Origin of the sequence: Renibacterium salmoninarum ATCC 33209, assembly GCF_000018885.1 — a bacterium.
Classification (GTDB): domain Bacteria; phylum Actinomycetota; class Actinomycetes; order Actinomycetales; family Micrococcaceae; genus Renibacterium; species Renibacterium salmoninarum.
Genome location: NC_010168.1, coordinates 1481822 through 1496850, shown reverse-complemented (window position 1 = coordinate 1496850; position 15029 = coordinate 1481822). Strand labels below are relative to the sequence as shown.

Sequence of the window (15029 nt, the reverse complement as noted above, 5' to 3'; positions counted from 1 at the left end):
TTCTGAGGCTTATTTTTGTAGTTAGCTACGCGATTTGAGTGCGTCGCGAATTTCGGTAAGTAGCACGATCTGCGGGTCAGGAGTCTCTTCGCCTGCCTTGATGCCGAGCTTGGCATTACGGCGAGCGATGACGTGGTTCATCGGAACTACCACCATGAAGTAGATGGCTGCTGCGATGATGACGAAGTTCAACAGTACGGTAATGAACGCGCCAAGAAGCAGCTTGTTCGCTGGGTCCGAGCCAATTTGGAATGCCCAAACATCGTTAAAGCTGGGCTTGCCTACGATTCCTGCAATCAAAGGCATGATGATGTTGTTCACAAGCGTCGTGACGACGGTGCCGAAGGCTGCACCAATGACGACAGCGACGGCTAGGTCGACGACGTTACCCTTCAATATAAAATCTCTGAATCCCTTTATCATGGCACTAAAGTTAGACCTGATTAGCGCTATTTAGAAGGCTCGACACGCGAAAACCACAAACCACAAGGCAAATTTGATGTCTATTACCAGCGAAATTTATAGATAGTCGGGCGCGGCTGGCAGACCGAAATGTTCCTCAAGTGTCCTTACTCCGGAACGGACCACCGCGGTAGCAAGCTCGGTGCCTAAGTAGCGTAAATGCCACGGCTCTTCGTAGAAACCGGTGGTTCCCTGTAGATCTGGCTGGTAACGCACCACGAATCCGAACTCGTGACAATGGTCTTTTACCCATAGTGCAAGTGGTTGGGCAGCAAAACAGCTTTGCAAATTGCAACCAGCGGAATCACCAATATCTGCGGCCAAACCGGTTTGATGTTCAGAGAATCCCGGCCGCGCTGATGCCGAGTCCGCATTGCTTTTACCTAAAGTGGAAACCCAGGAGTTATAGGTAGCAATTTGCGTGTCGTACGAACGAAACCGACTGAGCAAGATGAGAGGCGTTCCGTTTGCTGCGGCAGCAGCGGCCAGTTTTGCCAACCCTTCAGCAGCACACGCTCGCAGCAATTCTTGACCCGGAGCGCTAGAACACACTGCGGGCACTACTAAATCATCTGGTCGGTAGTTTTGCGGATTGAGCGGACGTTGTTTGTTGACGATCACGGTCAAGGAATGTGGATCATCTAGGGATGTTGCCGAGATAATCGCAGGCGACCTCTGTTCGGGCGTCGGCACGGTCTCGATCGTGACGGGTTTAACCTGCATTGGCTCAAGCTGAGTGTCAGCATCTACTGAACATGCCCCAAGCGTTAGCAAGCCTGCGGTACCTAGCGCTGCGTTGAGCAAGCCCCGACGGCTGGTTTCCTTGCTAATCTTAGGTTTTCCGCAAGAGCATTCGTCGAATCGAATGGTCTGAATCTTTGGTCAACACTAGCCGTGCTCGTCCTCTGGTCGGCAAGACGTTTTCTTCGAGGTTCGGCTCGTTGATTCGTTTCCAAATTCCACGCGCCGTTTCCACCGCTTCGGCATCTGAAAGCGATGCGTAGCGACGAAAGTATGACTCCGGCTGGGCGAATGCTGAACTACGCAAGGAGAGGAATCGATCAATGTACCACTGTTCGATATATGGCGTTTTCGCATCTACATAAATGGAGAAGTCGAAGAAATCGCTCACTGCCAATCCCGAACGGCCATCTTGGCGCGGACGGGCAGGGGCCAACACATTCAAGCCTTCGACGATCAAAACGTCCGGGCGGCGAACCACAACTTCTTTTCCAGGCACGATGTCATATGTCAGGTGTGAATACCAGGGCGCGCGCACTTCTTCTGCGCCGCCTTTTATCTCACTGACAAAGCGCAATAGCGCACGTCGGTCATAGGATTCGGGGAATCCCTTTCGATGCATAATGCCACGACGTTCTAGCTCGGCATTTGGGTACAAAAAGCCGTCAGTGGTGATTAACTCGACGTTCGGGGTATCTGGCCAGCGCCGTAGCATTTCACGCAAAATACGAGCAGTTGTCGATTTGCCTACCGCGACAGATCCAGCCACGCCAATAACAAACGGGGTGCGCTGAGTCTTTTCACCGAGAAAGGTGGTGGTCGCGGAGTGGAGTTGTCCGGCCGCGGCTACATAAAGGTTCAACAACCTGGAAACGGGTAGATAAACCTCCCGCACTTCATTCATATTGAGTGGGTCTTCCAAACCCCGCAGGCGAACAATGTCCTCTTCATTGAGGGGTTGCTCAATTTCCGCTGAAAGCCTTGACCAGGTGTGCCGATCTAGCTCGACGAATGGTGAAGCGCCTTCATTGGCGTCAGTGCGTTGTGAACTCACCTAAGTGATTCTGCCCTGTGCGCTCGAAATGAGCGAACTGAAGTGAAAAGGTGGGAAGGGCGAAGGTGTCCAATTGCATAGCCAGCTGTCTGACTAGAGCGAGACAGCCCGGTAAGATTGAGCCTATGTGTGGAATCGTAGGATACGTCGGACGTGCTGATCGAGGTCTAGAGTATAGCGCTCTCGATGTGGTGTTAGAAGGCCTTCGTCGTCTCGAATACCGAGGATATGACTCAGCTGGAGTTGCGGTATTGACTGACGGCGGAATTGCTTCGGCCAAAAAGGCAGGCAAACTTGCCAATTTATTAGCTGAGCTTGAGGCCGAGCCTTTGCCGGACTCTTTGACCGGAATTGGTCATACCCGTTGGGCTACTCACGGCGGCCCTACCGATATCAATGCCCATCCGCATCTGGCGGATAATGGCAAGCTCGCATTGATCCACAACGGAATTATCGAAAACTTTGCCGAGTTGAAAGCAGATTTGCTGGCGAAGGGAGTCAATTTCCTCTCGGAAACCGACACCGAAGTCGCCGCCGCGCTGCTGGCCGATGAATACCAGGCTGCCTCAGACGTCGAGCAATCCATCCGTCTCACCGTTGCTATGCAACGAGCCTGCCAAAAGCTTGAGGGTGCGTTTACGTTATTAGCAGTTCACGCCGAGTTGCCTGGCGTTGTGGTCGCCGCACGCCGGAACTCACCGCTCGTCGTCGGCCTTGGCGAGGGCGAGAACTTTCTCGGTTCAGATGTCTCGGGGTTCATCGATTACACAAGACGCGCTGTTGAACTCGGTCAGGATCAGATTGTCACGATCACTCCGGATGAAGTCGTGATCACTGACTTCTTTGGCAACCCAGCTTCCGGTAAGGAATACCACGTCGATTGGGACGCCGCTGCTGCGGAAAAGGATGGCTACCCATCGTTCATGGCGAAAGAGATCCATGAACAACCACGCGCTGTTGCTGACACGTTGCTGGGCCGTACTGACCCCAGTGGAAAACTCATTCCGGATGAGCTGCGAATCAGCGAAACCATTTTGCGCTCGGTAGACAAAATCATTGTCATTGCCTGCGGTACTTCTGCCTATGTTGGTCAAGTTGCCAAGTACGCAATTGAACACTGGTGCCGAATCCCCACCGAAGTTGAGCTCTCACACGAGTTCCGCTACCGGGACCCGATTGTGAACGAAAAGACACTGGTAGTGGCCATCTCGCAGTCCGGCGAAACCATGGACACCTTGATGGCGGTGCGACATGCTCGCGAACAAGGCGCCAAGGTACTGGCGATCTGTAACACCAATGGGTCCACCATTCCGCGTGAATCAGATGCCGTTTTATACACTCACGCCGGACCAGAGATTGCCGTTGCCTCAACTAAGGCATTCTTAGCCCAAATCACAGCTTCGTATTTGCTGGGTTTGTATCTTGCCCAATTGCGAGGCAACAAATTCCGTGACGAAATCAAAGTGATTTTAGACGAATTGGCGGCTACGCCAGAGAAGATCCAAACCGTCCTTGATCATGAGCAGCAGATCAAGGATCTTGCAGTCTCCATGAAAGATGCCAAATCGATCTTGTTCCTCGGTCGTCATGTTGGTTTCCCGGTAGCGATGGAAGGCGCCTTGAAACTCAAGGAATTGGCCTATATCCATGCCGAGGGGTTTGCCGCTGGCGAACTCAAACATGGGCCGATTGCGCTGATCGAAGAAGGGCAGCCGGTCTTTGTGGTGGTACCTTCGCCCGAGGGACGAGATTCGCTGCACGACAAGATCGTTTCGAACATTCAGGAAGTGCGCGCTCGCGGAGCTAAGACCATCGTGATCGCGGAAGAAGGCGATGAAGCGGTCAAGGCTTACGCCGAGCACGTCTTCTACATTCCGAAGACGCCGACCTTGCTCGCGCCACTGCTTGCCACAGTCCCATTGCAGATTTTCGCTTGCGAGTTGGCAGAGGCTAAGGGTTACGACGTCGACCAGCCACGCAATCTGGCTAAGTCTGTGACGGTGGAGTAAATGTCGCAGGCACTTTTAGTTATCGATGCGCAGCAGGATCTGGTCGACGGCGATCAGCAAGGCGGTTGAAGCCGGAGCGTTGATCGTCTTTGTGCGAGATCGCGATGTAGCTGGTGGCGAGGGCCCAGGCTTCGAAGTGCACGAATCGCTGCGGCAGCCAGCTGGCTCAGTGACTATCGACAAGTCGAACAACAGTGCGTTTACGCGCACTGTTTTGGGCCCATTCCTGGTTGAGCGGGGAATGCCGCACGTGGCGATCTGCGGCATGCAGAGCGAGTATTGCGTAGATACAGCTGTGCGAGCTGCCGTGGGGCGGGACCTTGATGTCACCTTGCTACAGGATGCGCACACTACGGTCGATTCACCGGTATTGAGTGCGGATCAGATCATTGCGCATACCAACGAAACTCTTTACCCGCACGGCGACCTGGAGAATTTTTGTGTCACCCGTTCGGTCAGCGAAGATATTTTTGTGCCGAATCATGCGGAGACTTTACAGAGCTGGCACGACGCCGAGGGGTAACTGATGGGTCGATGACCGAATGCTACCTTTGACGAATTTGAACTCGCTCTGGCAGGTTTGATGGCGGCTTCGCTAGAAAGCCCGGGGATTCTTCGGACTATTCCTGGTCCGGACGTACCCGACTATACGATCGTTCTGTTGAACGAGGCTTGGCAATTTGAGATCTCGACTGCTGATGTGCTCACCGGAACATGCCTTCGGAACGGCCCAGCTCCGCAAATGTTGATTCAAGTTGATCCTGATCAACTGCATCTTCAAGTTATTGCCGGGGTAGTCTCGGCAAGGCTTATGTACTAAGTCCGCAATCCAACGATGAACCGACTGCCCGTAAATCTCGTCCTAATGAGGCGCTCCAGGCTAACGAGGGTTCTTGACCGACGACCGGTGTGCAGATAAGCAGGGTTAGCCCGAGATGAACTCGGCTTAACTGCACACAGGTCGTGGGCGAATAATGTCGAAGCCGAGTTTGTCTTATGGTCTCGATAGACTTGCTTCATGATTATCGGCATCGGAATCGACGTAGTGGATGTAGAGCGTTTCAGGCGCCAGCTGGAACGAACCCCCGGCCTTTTAGACCGTCTTTTCGTCCCCGCAGAACGAAGCCTTAATACGCGCTCGCTTGCGGCACGTTTCGCAGCCAAAGAAGCCGTGGCTAAAGCGTTAGGTGCCCCGGCTGGCATGAACTGGCAAGACTGCTGGATTGGCCTCGATGTGAACGGCCCAACAGTTCAAACAAAGAACACTGTTGCCGCAGTAGCTGAAGCTCAAGGTGTGAAGCGCTGGCACCTTTCGATGAGTCATGATGGCGGAATTTCTACGGCCTTTGTAATCGCCGAAAGCTAGTCATGATTACCGCATACACCGGAACTGCCGTCCGGGCAGCGGAACAGGCGCTGTTCGACGTCGGGGCTGGCGGAGATCTGATGGCGCGCGCTGCCTACGGATTGGCAAACGTCGTTGCGCAGCGACTTAGCGGGGTTTACGGCAGCACCGTGACGCTTTTAGTTGGATCTGGGAACAATGGCGGCGACGCTTTGTATGCGGGCGCATTTTTGGCCCGGCGTGGCGCTGCCGTAACTGCAGTTCTGTGTGCGGAGAAAGCACACTTAGCGGGGCTAAGTGCATTTCAAGCCGCTGGTGGTCGGACGATGAGTTTGGCCAAGGAATTTGACCACGCGCGCAGTTTTGGACTTGACGCCGATATCTTGGTGGATGCGATTCTTGGCACCGGGGCGCGAGGCGGGCTACGTGGCGAGGTGCTGCGGCTTGCCCATTCTCTCAACGGTCGGCCAGGGATTGTTGCCTGCGATTTACCGAGTGGAGTCAACGCGGATACTGGAGAAAGCGATGGGCGAGTACTCCGTGCGGAAGAGACAGTCACCTTCGGCCGAATCAAGGCCGGTCTCTTGCTGCCGCCCAGCAGCGACTATGTGGGCAAGATTAGCTGTATAGATTTGGGTTTGAAACTGGCTGCGCCTGAATTACTGCAGCTTGAGGAGTCGGACCTAGCAGCCTACTGGCCACAGCCTGGCGCCACTGATCACAAGTACTCCCGTGGCGTGCTAGGTGTGGTCGCTGGGTCGGCAAAATATCCCGGTGCCGCCCAACTTGCCGTCGGCGGTGCGCTTGCCGCCGGCGTCGGCATGCTCCGCTATTTGGGCCCAGCCCAGATGCCGGCCGAAGTTGTTACTGGTGCCCCAACGGTTGCGGCGAATCGAGTGCAGGCCTGGCTTGTTGGACCTGGAGTTGCCGATGATCCGGTCCAAGAACAACGCAGCTTCGAGGCGATATCTTCAGGCTTGCCAGCAGTAGTGGACGCCGGAGCTCTAGCCCTATTGCCCGGCCAGATTGGGCCGCAACTAGTAGTAACCCCGCACGCTGGCGAACTTGCCGCGCTGCTCAGCCGGCGGGGCCAGGGGACTGTTCGGGCCGACGTCGAACGCGAACCTTTGCGGCACGCGCGCCTTGCCGCTGAACTCACCGGGGCAACCGTGCTACTCAAAGGATCTACCACTTTGGTGGTTTCGGCCGACGAACCGGTGTACAGCCAATCAGATGGCACGGCTTGGCTGGCGACCGCGGGCAGTGGGGACACTCTGGCTGGCATTCTCGGTGCATTGTTAGCGAGTGGTGTGCGGCCAGCGTTAGCTGCTGCGCTCGCCGCGAGCGTGCACGGTAGAGCTGGCGTGTTGGCATCCAGCAGCGGTCCGGTGACAGCAAGCCGTGTTGCCGAAGCAGTGCCGAAAGTGCTCGCTGAGCTGCTGACTTGACGCAACCTGAGGACGCTTTTGGTCGAACGGAGTCATCAGTAGTTTTCTCCGGTAATGCTGCTTGGGGATCTGTTCGGGGCTGCGCACACTGAGACCGGACTCTTCTCTGAGTCCTCCAGCGGATCGTGAGGAAAACCCATGAGCGTTACCGATGAACTACTCCGCAATAACAAAGCCTATGCTGCTGAATTTAGCGGTCCATTGCCGTTGCCGCCCAGCAAACATGTTGCTGTACTCGCTTGCATGGATGCACGCCTAGATGTCTATCGTGTCCTCGGTTTGAACGAAGGCGAATCGCATGTCATCCGGAATGCGGGCGGGGTAGTCACCGAGGATGAAATCCGCTCCTTGGCTATTAGTCAGCGGCTACTTGGCGCCGGAGAAATCATTCTGATCCATCACACGAATTGCGGCATGCTCACCTTCACCGATGATGATTTCAAGAAGTCGATTGAGACTGAAACTGGACTTCGCCCGGCTTGGGCAGCTGAAGCGTTTCCCGATGTGGAGCTGGACGTCAAACAATCGATTTCGCGAATCAAAGCCAGCCAGTTCATTCCGAAGAAGGACTCCATCCGCGGCTTCGTCTTCGACGTCGCGACGGGTCGTCTGAACGAAGTGAGTCCCAGCTAACACTCCACGCAACGCAAAACGCTGCACCACTTTTCGGCCTTAAACATAGGTTTTAAGGCCGAAAAGTTGTGCAGCGTCTGTAAGTAGAGGTAGGGAGGGGTTAGCACTCCACGACGTTTACGGCTAGGCCGCCCATCGCAGTTTCCTTGTATTTGGTGCTCATATCTTTGCCAGTTTCACGCATCGTGATGATGACTTCGTCCAGCGAGACGCGGTGTTCGCCGTCGCCCCAGAGCGCCATCTTTGTCGCGTTGATTGCTTTCGCAGCAGCAATGGCATTCCGTTCGATGCACGGAACTTGCACCAGCCCACCGATAGGATCGCAGGTCAGGCCCAGGTTGTGCTCCATCGCGATCTCGGCAGCGTTTTCGACCTGAGCGGGCGAGCCACCCATCACCTCAGCCAGTCCCGCTGCTGCCATCGACGACGCCGAGCCAACCTCACCCTGGCAGCCAACCTCAGCGCCGGAGATCGAAGCCTGTTCTTTGTACAGCACGCCCACAGCACCGGCGGCGAGCAGGAACTTTACTACGACGTCGTCTTTGTCTTCTTGCGTCGCGTCTTCCATGCCGGGCGCGTAATTGAGTGCGTAATACAGCACCGCTGGGATGATCCCGGCCGCGCCATTAGTCGGCGCAGTGACCACACGTCCGCCAGAGGCATTCTCTTCGTTGACCGCTAGTGCAATCAGATTGACCCATTCTTGCCAGTACTTCGGGTCGCGGTCTTTATCTTCTTTGAGCAACCGCTCATACCAGTCTGGGGCTCGGCGTCGAACCTTGAGCCCGCCAGGCAGCAAGCCCTCACGAACCAGGCTGGCTTCGACGCAGCCCTCCATGACTTCCCAAATATGCTTCAGGCCGTCACGAATTTCTTCCTCGCTGCGGCTGTCCTTTTCATTGACCAGCATCACGTCGGAGATCTTAAGCCCTTGTTTGCCACAGTGTTCCAGCAGCTCAGCAGCGGTTCGGAAAGGCAAGGGCAGGCCCTTATGGGTTTCGTCCAGCTCGGCTAGCGCAGCGTCTTCTTCGCCTTCACGGACAATAAAGCCACCGCCTACTGAGTAGAACGTCGCTTGATGCAGTACTTGGCCTTGCGCGTTGGACACTTCAAACTTCATCCCGTTGGTGTGTCGATCCAAGATCGTCAACGGGTGCAAAATTATATCGTTGGCCGCGTAGGGCAGGCTGAACGATCCTCCGAGCAGAATTTTCTCCGTTGACTCCATTGAAGCCAGTCGCTCTTCAACCTCGTTCGGCAGGATCAGATCCGGGTAATGGCCTTCTAAACCGAGCAGTACCGCGGTCATGGTGCCGTGCCCACGCCCGGTGGCCGCGAGCGAACCATAAAGGTCAACCCGAATCTCTGTCACCTGGTCGAGGCAGTTTTGGGCGCGCAGTTCTTCGACGAAAACCGCTGCAGCGCGCATCGGACCGACCGTATGCGAGCTTGACGGTCCAATGCCGACCTTGAATAGGTCGAATACACCAATAGCCACAGTGTGATCCTAGTCTTGTTGAGGTGGGGAAGTTTCTCGGATGCATTTTCGGCTTGAGGATGCCGAACCGAAGGGTCGTAGCGGCATCCCTATGCCGAAAATGCATCCGGAGAGTTGCTTTAGGCGAGCGGCGCTACGTCCGGGTAAAGCGGGTGCGCTTCGGCCAGAGCCTGAACGCGTTGCGCTAACGGCGTGAGATCGGCATCCGCTTCAGCGATAAGCGCCGTCGCGATAATATCGGCGATCTCAACAAAACCAGCGGTCTCGAAACCACGAGAAGCCAGCGCAGAGGTGCCGATGCGCAGACCCGAAGTCACCATTGGCGGCCTCGGATCGAACGGAACCGCGTTGCGATTGACGGTGACATCGATCTGGGCCAAACGGTCTTCGGCCTGTTGGCCGTCCAACTCGGAATCACGCAAGTCAACGAGCACCAGGTGCACGTCCGTGCCACCGGTTACTACCGAAATGCCCTTCGCCTTAACATCGTCCTGGACTAGACGCTCGGCAAGAATTCGAGCGCCTTCCAACACGCGTTGTTGGCGTTCTTTGAATTCCTCAGAGGCGGCGATCTTGAACGCAACTGCCTTGCCTGCGATGACGTGCTCCAGCGGCCCGCCTTGCTGTCCAGGGAAAACGGCGGAGTTGATCTTCTTGGCGATGTCCGCATCATTGGTCAAAATGATGCCACCGCGCGGGCCAGCAAGCGTCTTGTGCGTGGTTGAGGTGGTGACGTGTGCGTGCGGCGCCGGGCTCGGATGCAAGCCAGCAGCAACCAGACCAGCGAAGTGCGCCATATCAACCATCAAATATGCGCCGACCGAATCAGCGATCCTTCGGAACTCAGCAAAATCTAACTGCCGAGCGTAAGCAGACCAACCAGCCACAATCATTTTTGGCTGGTGTTCCTGCGCCAAGCGCTCTACTTCAGCCATGTCGATCAGGTGGTCGCTTTCGCGGACTTGGTACGGAACCACGTTGTACAACTTGCCGGAGAAGTTGATCCGCATACCGTGCGTCAAGTGACCGCCATGAGCCAAGTTCAAGCCCATGATGGTGTCACCAGGAGTCAGCAGTGCATGCATGACCGAAGCGTTTGCCTGAGCACCGGAGTGCGGCTGAACATTGGCAAAGTCAGCGCCAAAGAGTACCTTGACCCGATCAATGGCGAGCTGCTCGACGACGTCGACGTGCTCACAGCCGCCGTAGTAACGCCGGCCCGGGTAGCCTTCGGCGTACTTATTGGTCAGAACTGAACCTTGCGCCTGCATAACCGCCACCGAGGTGTGGTTTTCCGAGGCGATCATTTCCAGGCCGTTCCGCTGCCGAGTGAGTTCGTCGTCGAGCTTGGCCGCAATCTCTGGATCAATCTGAGCCAGGGTTCCGTTGAGGTGATTCAGAGTCTGGCTCACAGCTCGGCTCCGTTCTTCTCTGCGTATTCAGCAGCACTGAGCAAAGGGCCTTCTTCGCTGACGGCAACCTTGAAAAGCCAGCCAGCACCATATGGGTCCTGGTTGACTACGGCCGGATCAGCAACGGCATCAGCGTTGATTTCAGTGATTTCGCCGCTAACGGGCGCGTACAAATCAGAGACAGACTTAGTCGACTCAATTTCGCCGCAGCTCTCGCCCGCGGTGATCGTGCTGCCAACCTCCGGCAGATCCAGGTAGACGATATCGCCCAATGCCTCAGCAGCGACGGCGCTTACGCCGATAGTCACCGGACCGTTATTGAGGGCGCCGTCATTGGCAACCCATTCGTGTTCGGCGGAGTAACGCAGTTCGGGAACAACTTTGCTCATGAGATATGGCCTTTACTTGGTTCGTTTGTAAAAGGGAAGGGCGACGACGGTGAACGGCTCGGTTTTGCCGCGTAGATCGACCTGGAGCTCAGTGCCAACCTCGGAGTGCTCCGCGTTGACGTAGGCCAGGGCTACCGGGTAGCCGAGGGTGGGGCTGGGCAGACCGGAGGTAACTTCACCAACGGTTTCACCATTGAGAACTACCGGGTAGTGACCGCGTGCGGCACGACGTCCTTGACCTTGTAAACCGACCAAAATACGCTTGCCAGTGACGGACTGGCCCTCTGGTGTTTGGGCCCGCTCGGCCTTGATCTTTGCCAAGGCTTCCTTGCCCACAAAATCGCCCTCTTTGGCGGTCTTTGCTGGTGCGAGCGAAACAACCGGACCGAGGCCTGCCTCGAAAGGGTTACCGTCAAGACCAAGCTCATTACCGTACAACGGCATCGCGGCTTCCAAACGCAACGAATCGCGGCTAGCTAAGCCACACGGGGTGACAACTTCGTCGGCGGTCAGGAGCGAGTTCCACAGCTGTGCTGCTTCCGAGTTGTCGATGTACAACTCGAAGCCGTCTTCACCGGTGTATCCGGTGCGGGCAAGCAAAATTGGCAGTCCGGAAACAGTGACCTCAGTCGCTGCGTAGTACTTCAGCTCCCGAACGGCTTCCGCTTGTTCAGCTGGAACCAGTCCGAGCAAAATCCGCTCAGCTTCCGGGCCCTGCAGTGCAATCAGTGAGGTCTGTGCCGAGACGTTATCCAGCTCAACGTCGAAGCCTTCAGCCCGCTTGACGAACTCGGCGTACACTGCATCGGCATTGCCCGCGTTCGGCACCACCAGGTAGACGTCCTCAGCGCGGCGGTAGCTAATCAGATCGTCGATGATGCCGCCGTCGGGCGTGCAGATCAGCGAGTATTTGGCTTTACCGACCTGGATCGCGGAGAGGTTGCCTACCAGAGCGTAGTCCAAGAATGCGGCAGCTTGTGCGCCGCGAACCCAGATCTCGCCCATATGGGACAGGTCAAACAGGCCAGCACCTTGCCGAACAGCGTGGTGCTCGGCAAGTTCACTCTGGTACTTCAGCGGCATATCCCAGCCGCCGAAGTCAGTGAAGCTAGCGCCAAGTTTGGCATGCTCAGCCTGCAGGGCAGTTTCTTTCAAAGTCATCGGTGACTCCTGTTTCTTAGTTCTCGAAGGCGCTGTGTTCGAATGCACTGGGCGGCGGGCAGGAACAGATCAAATTGCGGTCACCATTAGCTCCGTCGATCCGACCAACCGGTGGGAAGTACTTGTCTACCCGCAGCGTGGGCAACGGGAATGCTGCTTGTTCGCGGCCGTATTTGCGGTCCCAGGAATCGTTCACTACCGCGTTTGCGGTGTGCGGCGAGAGCCGCAAGGCAGAATCTTCGACGGCAAGCTTACCTTCGGCAATCTCATCGATTTCGCCCTTGATCGAGATCATCGCGGCAATGAAGCGATCGATTTCACCCAGATCTTCAGACTCGGTCGGCTCGACCATCAAGGTGCCGGCAACGGGGAACGCGAGTGTTGGGGCGTGGAACCCGTAATCAATCAAACGCTTCGCTACGTCTTCTGCGGTGACGCCGGTCTTTGCGGTCAGCTCGCGCAGATCCAAGATGCACTCGTGCGCAACCAGGCCGCCGTTACCGGTGTACAAGATCGGGAAGAACTCGTTGAGGCTTGCTGCGACGTAGTTTGCGGCAAGCAGTGCGCTACGGGTTGCTTCGGTCAGACCGTCGCCGCCCATCAGCTTCACATAGGCCCAGGAAATCGGCAGCACGCCAGCAGAGCCGTACTTGGAAGCCGAGATCGGCACGCCAGCACCTTCGTGATCAGCAGCGTTGGCATTTCCGGGCATAAACGGCGCCAGGTGCGCCTTCGCTGCAACTGGGCCGACGCCGGGGCCGCCACCGCCGTGCGGGATGCAGAAGGTCTTGTGCAAGTTCAGGTGTGAAACATCGCCGCCGAATTGGCCAGGCTGAGCCAAACCAACCAGTGCGTTGAGGTTTGCGCCGTCGATGTAGACCTGGCCGCCGGCGGCGTGGATCGCATCGCAGACCTGGCGAACGTCGGCGTCAAACACACCGTGCGTGGATGGGTAGGTGATCATGATTGCGGCAAGATTCTCCGCGTTAGCTTCGATCTTTGCGTTCAGATCAGCGTGATCAATGGTGCCATCCGGTGCGGTGGCTACCACGACGACCTTCATACCAGCCAGCACAGCGGATGCCGCATTGGTGCCATGGGCTGAGGCCGGAATCAGGCAGACAGTGCGCTGCACATCGCCGCGGGAGAGGTGGTAACCCCGAATAGCAAGCAATCCAGCAAGCTCACCCTGCGAACCGGCGTTGGGCTGGATGGAGACTTGGTCGTAACCGGTAATGGTCGCCAGCTCGGTTTCCAGGTCTTCGATCAGCTCGCGCCAACCGGCGGTTTGCGAATCCGGCGCGAAGGGGTGGATGCCAGCGAACTCAGGCCAGGAAATGGATTCCATTTCCACCGTGGCATTGAGCTTCATGGTACAGGAGCCCAACGGGATCATGGTGCGGTCCAAAGCCAGGTCGCGATCAGAAAGTCGGCGTAGGTAACGCAGCATCTGAGTTTCTGAGCGGTGCGCGTGGAAAACCGGGTGTGTCAGGTATTCCGAGCTACGCAGCAGGTTTTCTGCCAGCGCGTTTTCGCCGGCGATAACGTTTGCGCCAAAGACGCTGGCGACGAGTGCAACGGTTTCGCTGGTAGTCGTCTCATCGAACGAGATGCCCAGAGTTTCCGCGTCTACCGGGCGGAAGTTGAGGCCCTTAGCTTCAGCAGCCGCGAGCAGTTCAACTGCACGTCCGGGAACCGAAACCGTGATGGTGTCGAAGTGGTTCTGCGTTGGCACCTCGATGCCCGCCGCTTTGAGCGAGGCGGCCAAGCTTGCCGCGTGACGCTGGGTGCGTTGGGCAATCCACTTCAAGCCCTCAGGGCCGTGGTAAACGGCGTACATGCTGGCCACAATGGCGAGCAGGGCCTGTGCGGTACAGATATTCGAGGTCGCCTTTTCCCGGCGAATGTGCTGCTCACGAGTCTGTAGCGCCAAGCGGTAGGCGGGGGAGCCGGCGTCGTCCTTGGACACACCAACCAAACGGCCCGGCAGCGAGCGTTCAAGACCGTTGCGCACTGCCATGTAAGCGGCGTGCGGGCCGCCGAAGAACAGCGGAACGCCAAAGCGCTGGGCGGAGCCGACAGCGATGTCTGCACCCTGCTCGCCCGGCGGCACGATCAAGGTGAGCGCCAACAAATCTGCGGCAACCGTGATCATCGCGCCGCGTTCTTTGGCTTCTGTGATCAAAGCAGCGTGGTCGTGCACGGTGCCGGAGACGCCGGGCTGCTGCAGCACTACGCCGCAGATTTCGCCGTCGGGCAGGCCGTCTTTGCTGAGATCAATGACGACGACGTCGAAGCCGAGCGCTTCAGCGCGACCCTTGACCACCGAAATGGTCTGCGGCAGCACATCGGCGTCGAGCACAATGACGCCGGATTCAAGTTTCTTGTTGGAGCGGCGCATCAGCAGAACGGCTTCGGCGACGGCGGTGGCTTCGTCCAGAAGCGAAGCGTTAGCAATAGGCAACGCGGTGAGATCCTCAACCATGGTTTGGAAGTTAAGCAGAGCTTCGAGGCGGCCTTGCGAGATTTCCGGTTGGTAGGGCGTGTACGCGGTGTACCAGGCCGGGTCTTCGAGGATGTTGCGGCGAATCACCGGGGGAGTCACGGTGTCGTAGTAGCCCTGGCCGATGAGCTGGACTGCGGTCTTGTTCTTGGAAGCAAGCTCGCGAAGCTTTTTGAGGGCATCGACTTCGCTCAACGCGGGCTGTAGGACCAAGGGGGTTTGTTGACGAATGCTCTCCGACACAGCAGTATCAACCAGGCCATCGACAGAGTCGTAGCCGATGGTTTTGAGCATGTGCGCGATGTCGAGTTCGCGGCGGGCACCGATATGCCGGTCTGCGAAGATTGTTTCCGAAAAAAGATTTTGGCTCATGA

Annotated in this window: 13 protein-coding genes; 5 read left to right on the top strand and 8 right to left on the bottom strand. The window is 56.9% G+C overall.

The genetic code is table 11. The annotated features are described in order from the left end of the window. Nucleotides 1-21: 21 nt before the first annotated feature. The 3 genes from mscL to coaA all read right to left on the bottom strand — a co-directional run bounded on the left by mscL (nucleotide 22) and on the right by coaA (nucleotide 2257). Nucleotides 22-423 (bottom strand): large conductance mechanosensitive channel protein MscL, encoded by a 402-nt coding sequence (gene mscL, locus RSAL33209_RS07570; RefSeq protein ID WP_012245142.1) that lies wholly within the window; start codon nucleotides 421-423, stop codon nucleotides 22-24. 96 nt (nucleotides 424-519) lie between these two features. Next, entirely contained in the window at nucleotides 520-1266 is a 747-nt protein-coding gene (locus RSAL33209_RS07565) for a M15 family metallopeptidase (RefSeq protein ID WP_012245141.1), read from the bottom strand. A 28-nt stretch (nucleotides 1267-1294) separates the two neighbouring features. Continuing rightward, nucleotides 1295-2257, bottom strand: coding sequence for a type I pantothenate kinase (gene coaA / locus RSAL33209_RS07560; protein WP_012245140.1), 963 nt, complete (start codon nucleotides 2255-2257; stop codon nucleotides 1295-1297). Between the two features lie 125 nt (nucleotides 2258-2382). On the opposite strand from coaA, the gene glmS reads away from it, so the two are divergent. From glmS to RSAL33209_RS07530, 5 genes are all read left to right on the top strand, one after another. After that, nucleotides 2383-4266: a glutamine--fructose-6-phosphate transaminase (isomerizing) gene (gene glmS / locus RSAL33209_RS07555; RefSeq protein WP_041684585.1), complete on the top strand. Its 1884-nt coding sequence runs from the start codon at nucleotides 2383-2385 to the stop codon at nucleotides 4264-4266. Between the two features lie 25 nt (nucleotides 4267-4291). After that, nucleotides 4292-4789, top strand: a complete 498-nt coding sequence (locus RSAL33209_RS07550; protein WP_012245138.1) for an isochorismatase family protein — start codon at nucleotides 4292-4294, stop codon at nucleotides 4787-4789. A 495-nt stretch (nucleotides 4790-5284) separates the two neighbouring features. Continuing rightward, nucleotides 5285-5632: a holo-ACP synthase gene (locus RSAL33209_RS07540; protein WP_012245136.1), complete on the top strand. Its 348-nt coding sequence runs from the start codon at nucleotides 5285-5287 to the stop codon at nucleotides 5630-5632. A gap of 2 nt (nucleotides 5633-5634) precedes the next feature. Beyond that, on the top strand, nucleotides 5635-7059 hold the full coding sequence (locus RSAL33209_RS07535) for an NAD(P)H-hydrate epimerase (protein ID WP_012245135.1): 1425 nt from the start codon (nucleotides 5635-5637) through the stop codon (nucleotides 7057-7059). A gap of 138 nt (nucleotides 7060-7197) precedes the next feature. Further along, the gene (locus RSAL33209_RS07530; protein ID WP_012245134.1) at nucleotides 7198-7692 is read left to right on the top strand and encodes a beta-class carbonic anhydrase; all 495 of its coding nucleotides are present in this window, start codon (nucleotides 7198-7200) and stop codon (nucleotides 7690-7692) included. A 100-nt stretch (nucleotides 7693-7792) separates the two neighbouring features. Here the strand turns inward: RSAL33209_RS07530 and RSAL33209_RS07525 are convergent, their stop codons facing one another. The 5 genes from RSAL33209_RS07525 to gcvP all read right to left on the bottom strand — a co-directional run bounded on the left by RSAL33209_RS07525 (nucleotide 7793) and on the right by gcvP (nucleotide 15027). Continuing rightward, nucleotides 7793-9190: an L-serine ammonia-lyase gene (locus RSAL33209_RS07525; RefSeq protein ID WP_012245133.1), complete on the bottom strand. Its 1398-nt coding sequence runs from the start codon at nucleotides 9188-9190 to the stop codon at nucleotides 7793-7795. A gap of 119 nt (nucleotides 9191-9309) precedes the next feature. After that, a complete protein-coding gene (glyA, locus tag RSAL33209_RS07520; protein WP_012245132.1) occupies nucleotides 9310-10602 on the bottom strand; it encodes a serine hydroxymethyltransferase in 1293 nt (430 codons plus the stop codon). Then, nucleotides 10599-10991: a glycine cleavage system protein GcvH gene (gcvH, locus tag RSAL33209_RS07515; RefSeq protein WP_012245131.1), complete on the bottom strand. Its 393-nt coding sequence runs from the start codon at nucleotides 10989-10991 to the stop codon at nucleotides 10599-10601. The genes glyA and gcvH overlap by 4 nt, the downstream gene beginning before the upstream one ends. Nucleotides 10992-11003: 12 nt before the next feature. Beyond that, entirely contained in the window at nucleotides 11004-12152 is a 1149-nt protein-coding gene (gene gcvT, locus RSAL33209_RS07510) for a glycine cleavage system aminomethyltransferase GcvT (protein ID WP_012245130.1), read from the bottom strand. A 16-nt stretch (nucleotides 12153-12168) separates the two neighbouring features. Next, entirely contained in the window at nucleotides 12169-15027 is a 2859-nt protein-coding gene (gene gcvP / locus RSAL33209_RS07505) for an aminomethyl-transferring glycine dehydrogenase (protein WP_041684583.1), read from the bottom strand. Nucleotides 15028-15029 lie beyond the last annotated feature (2 nt).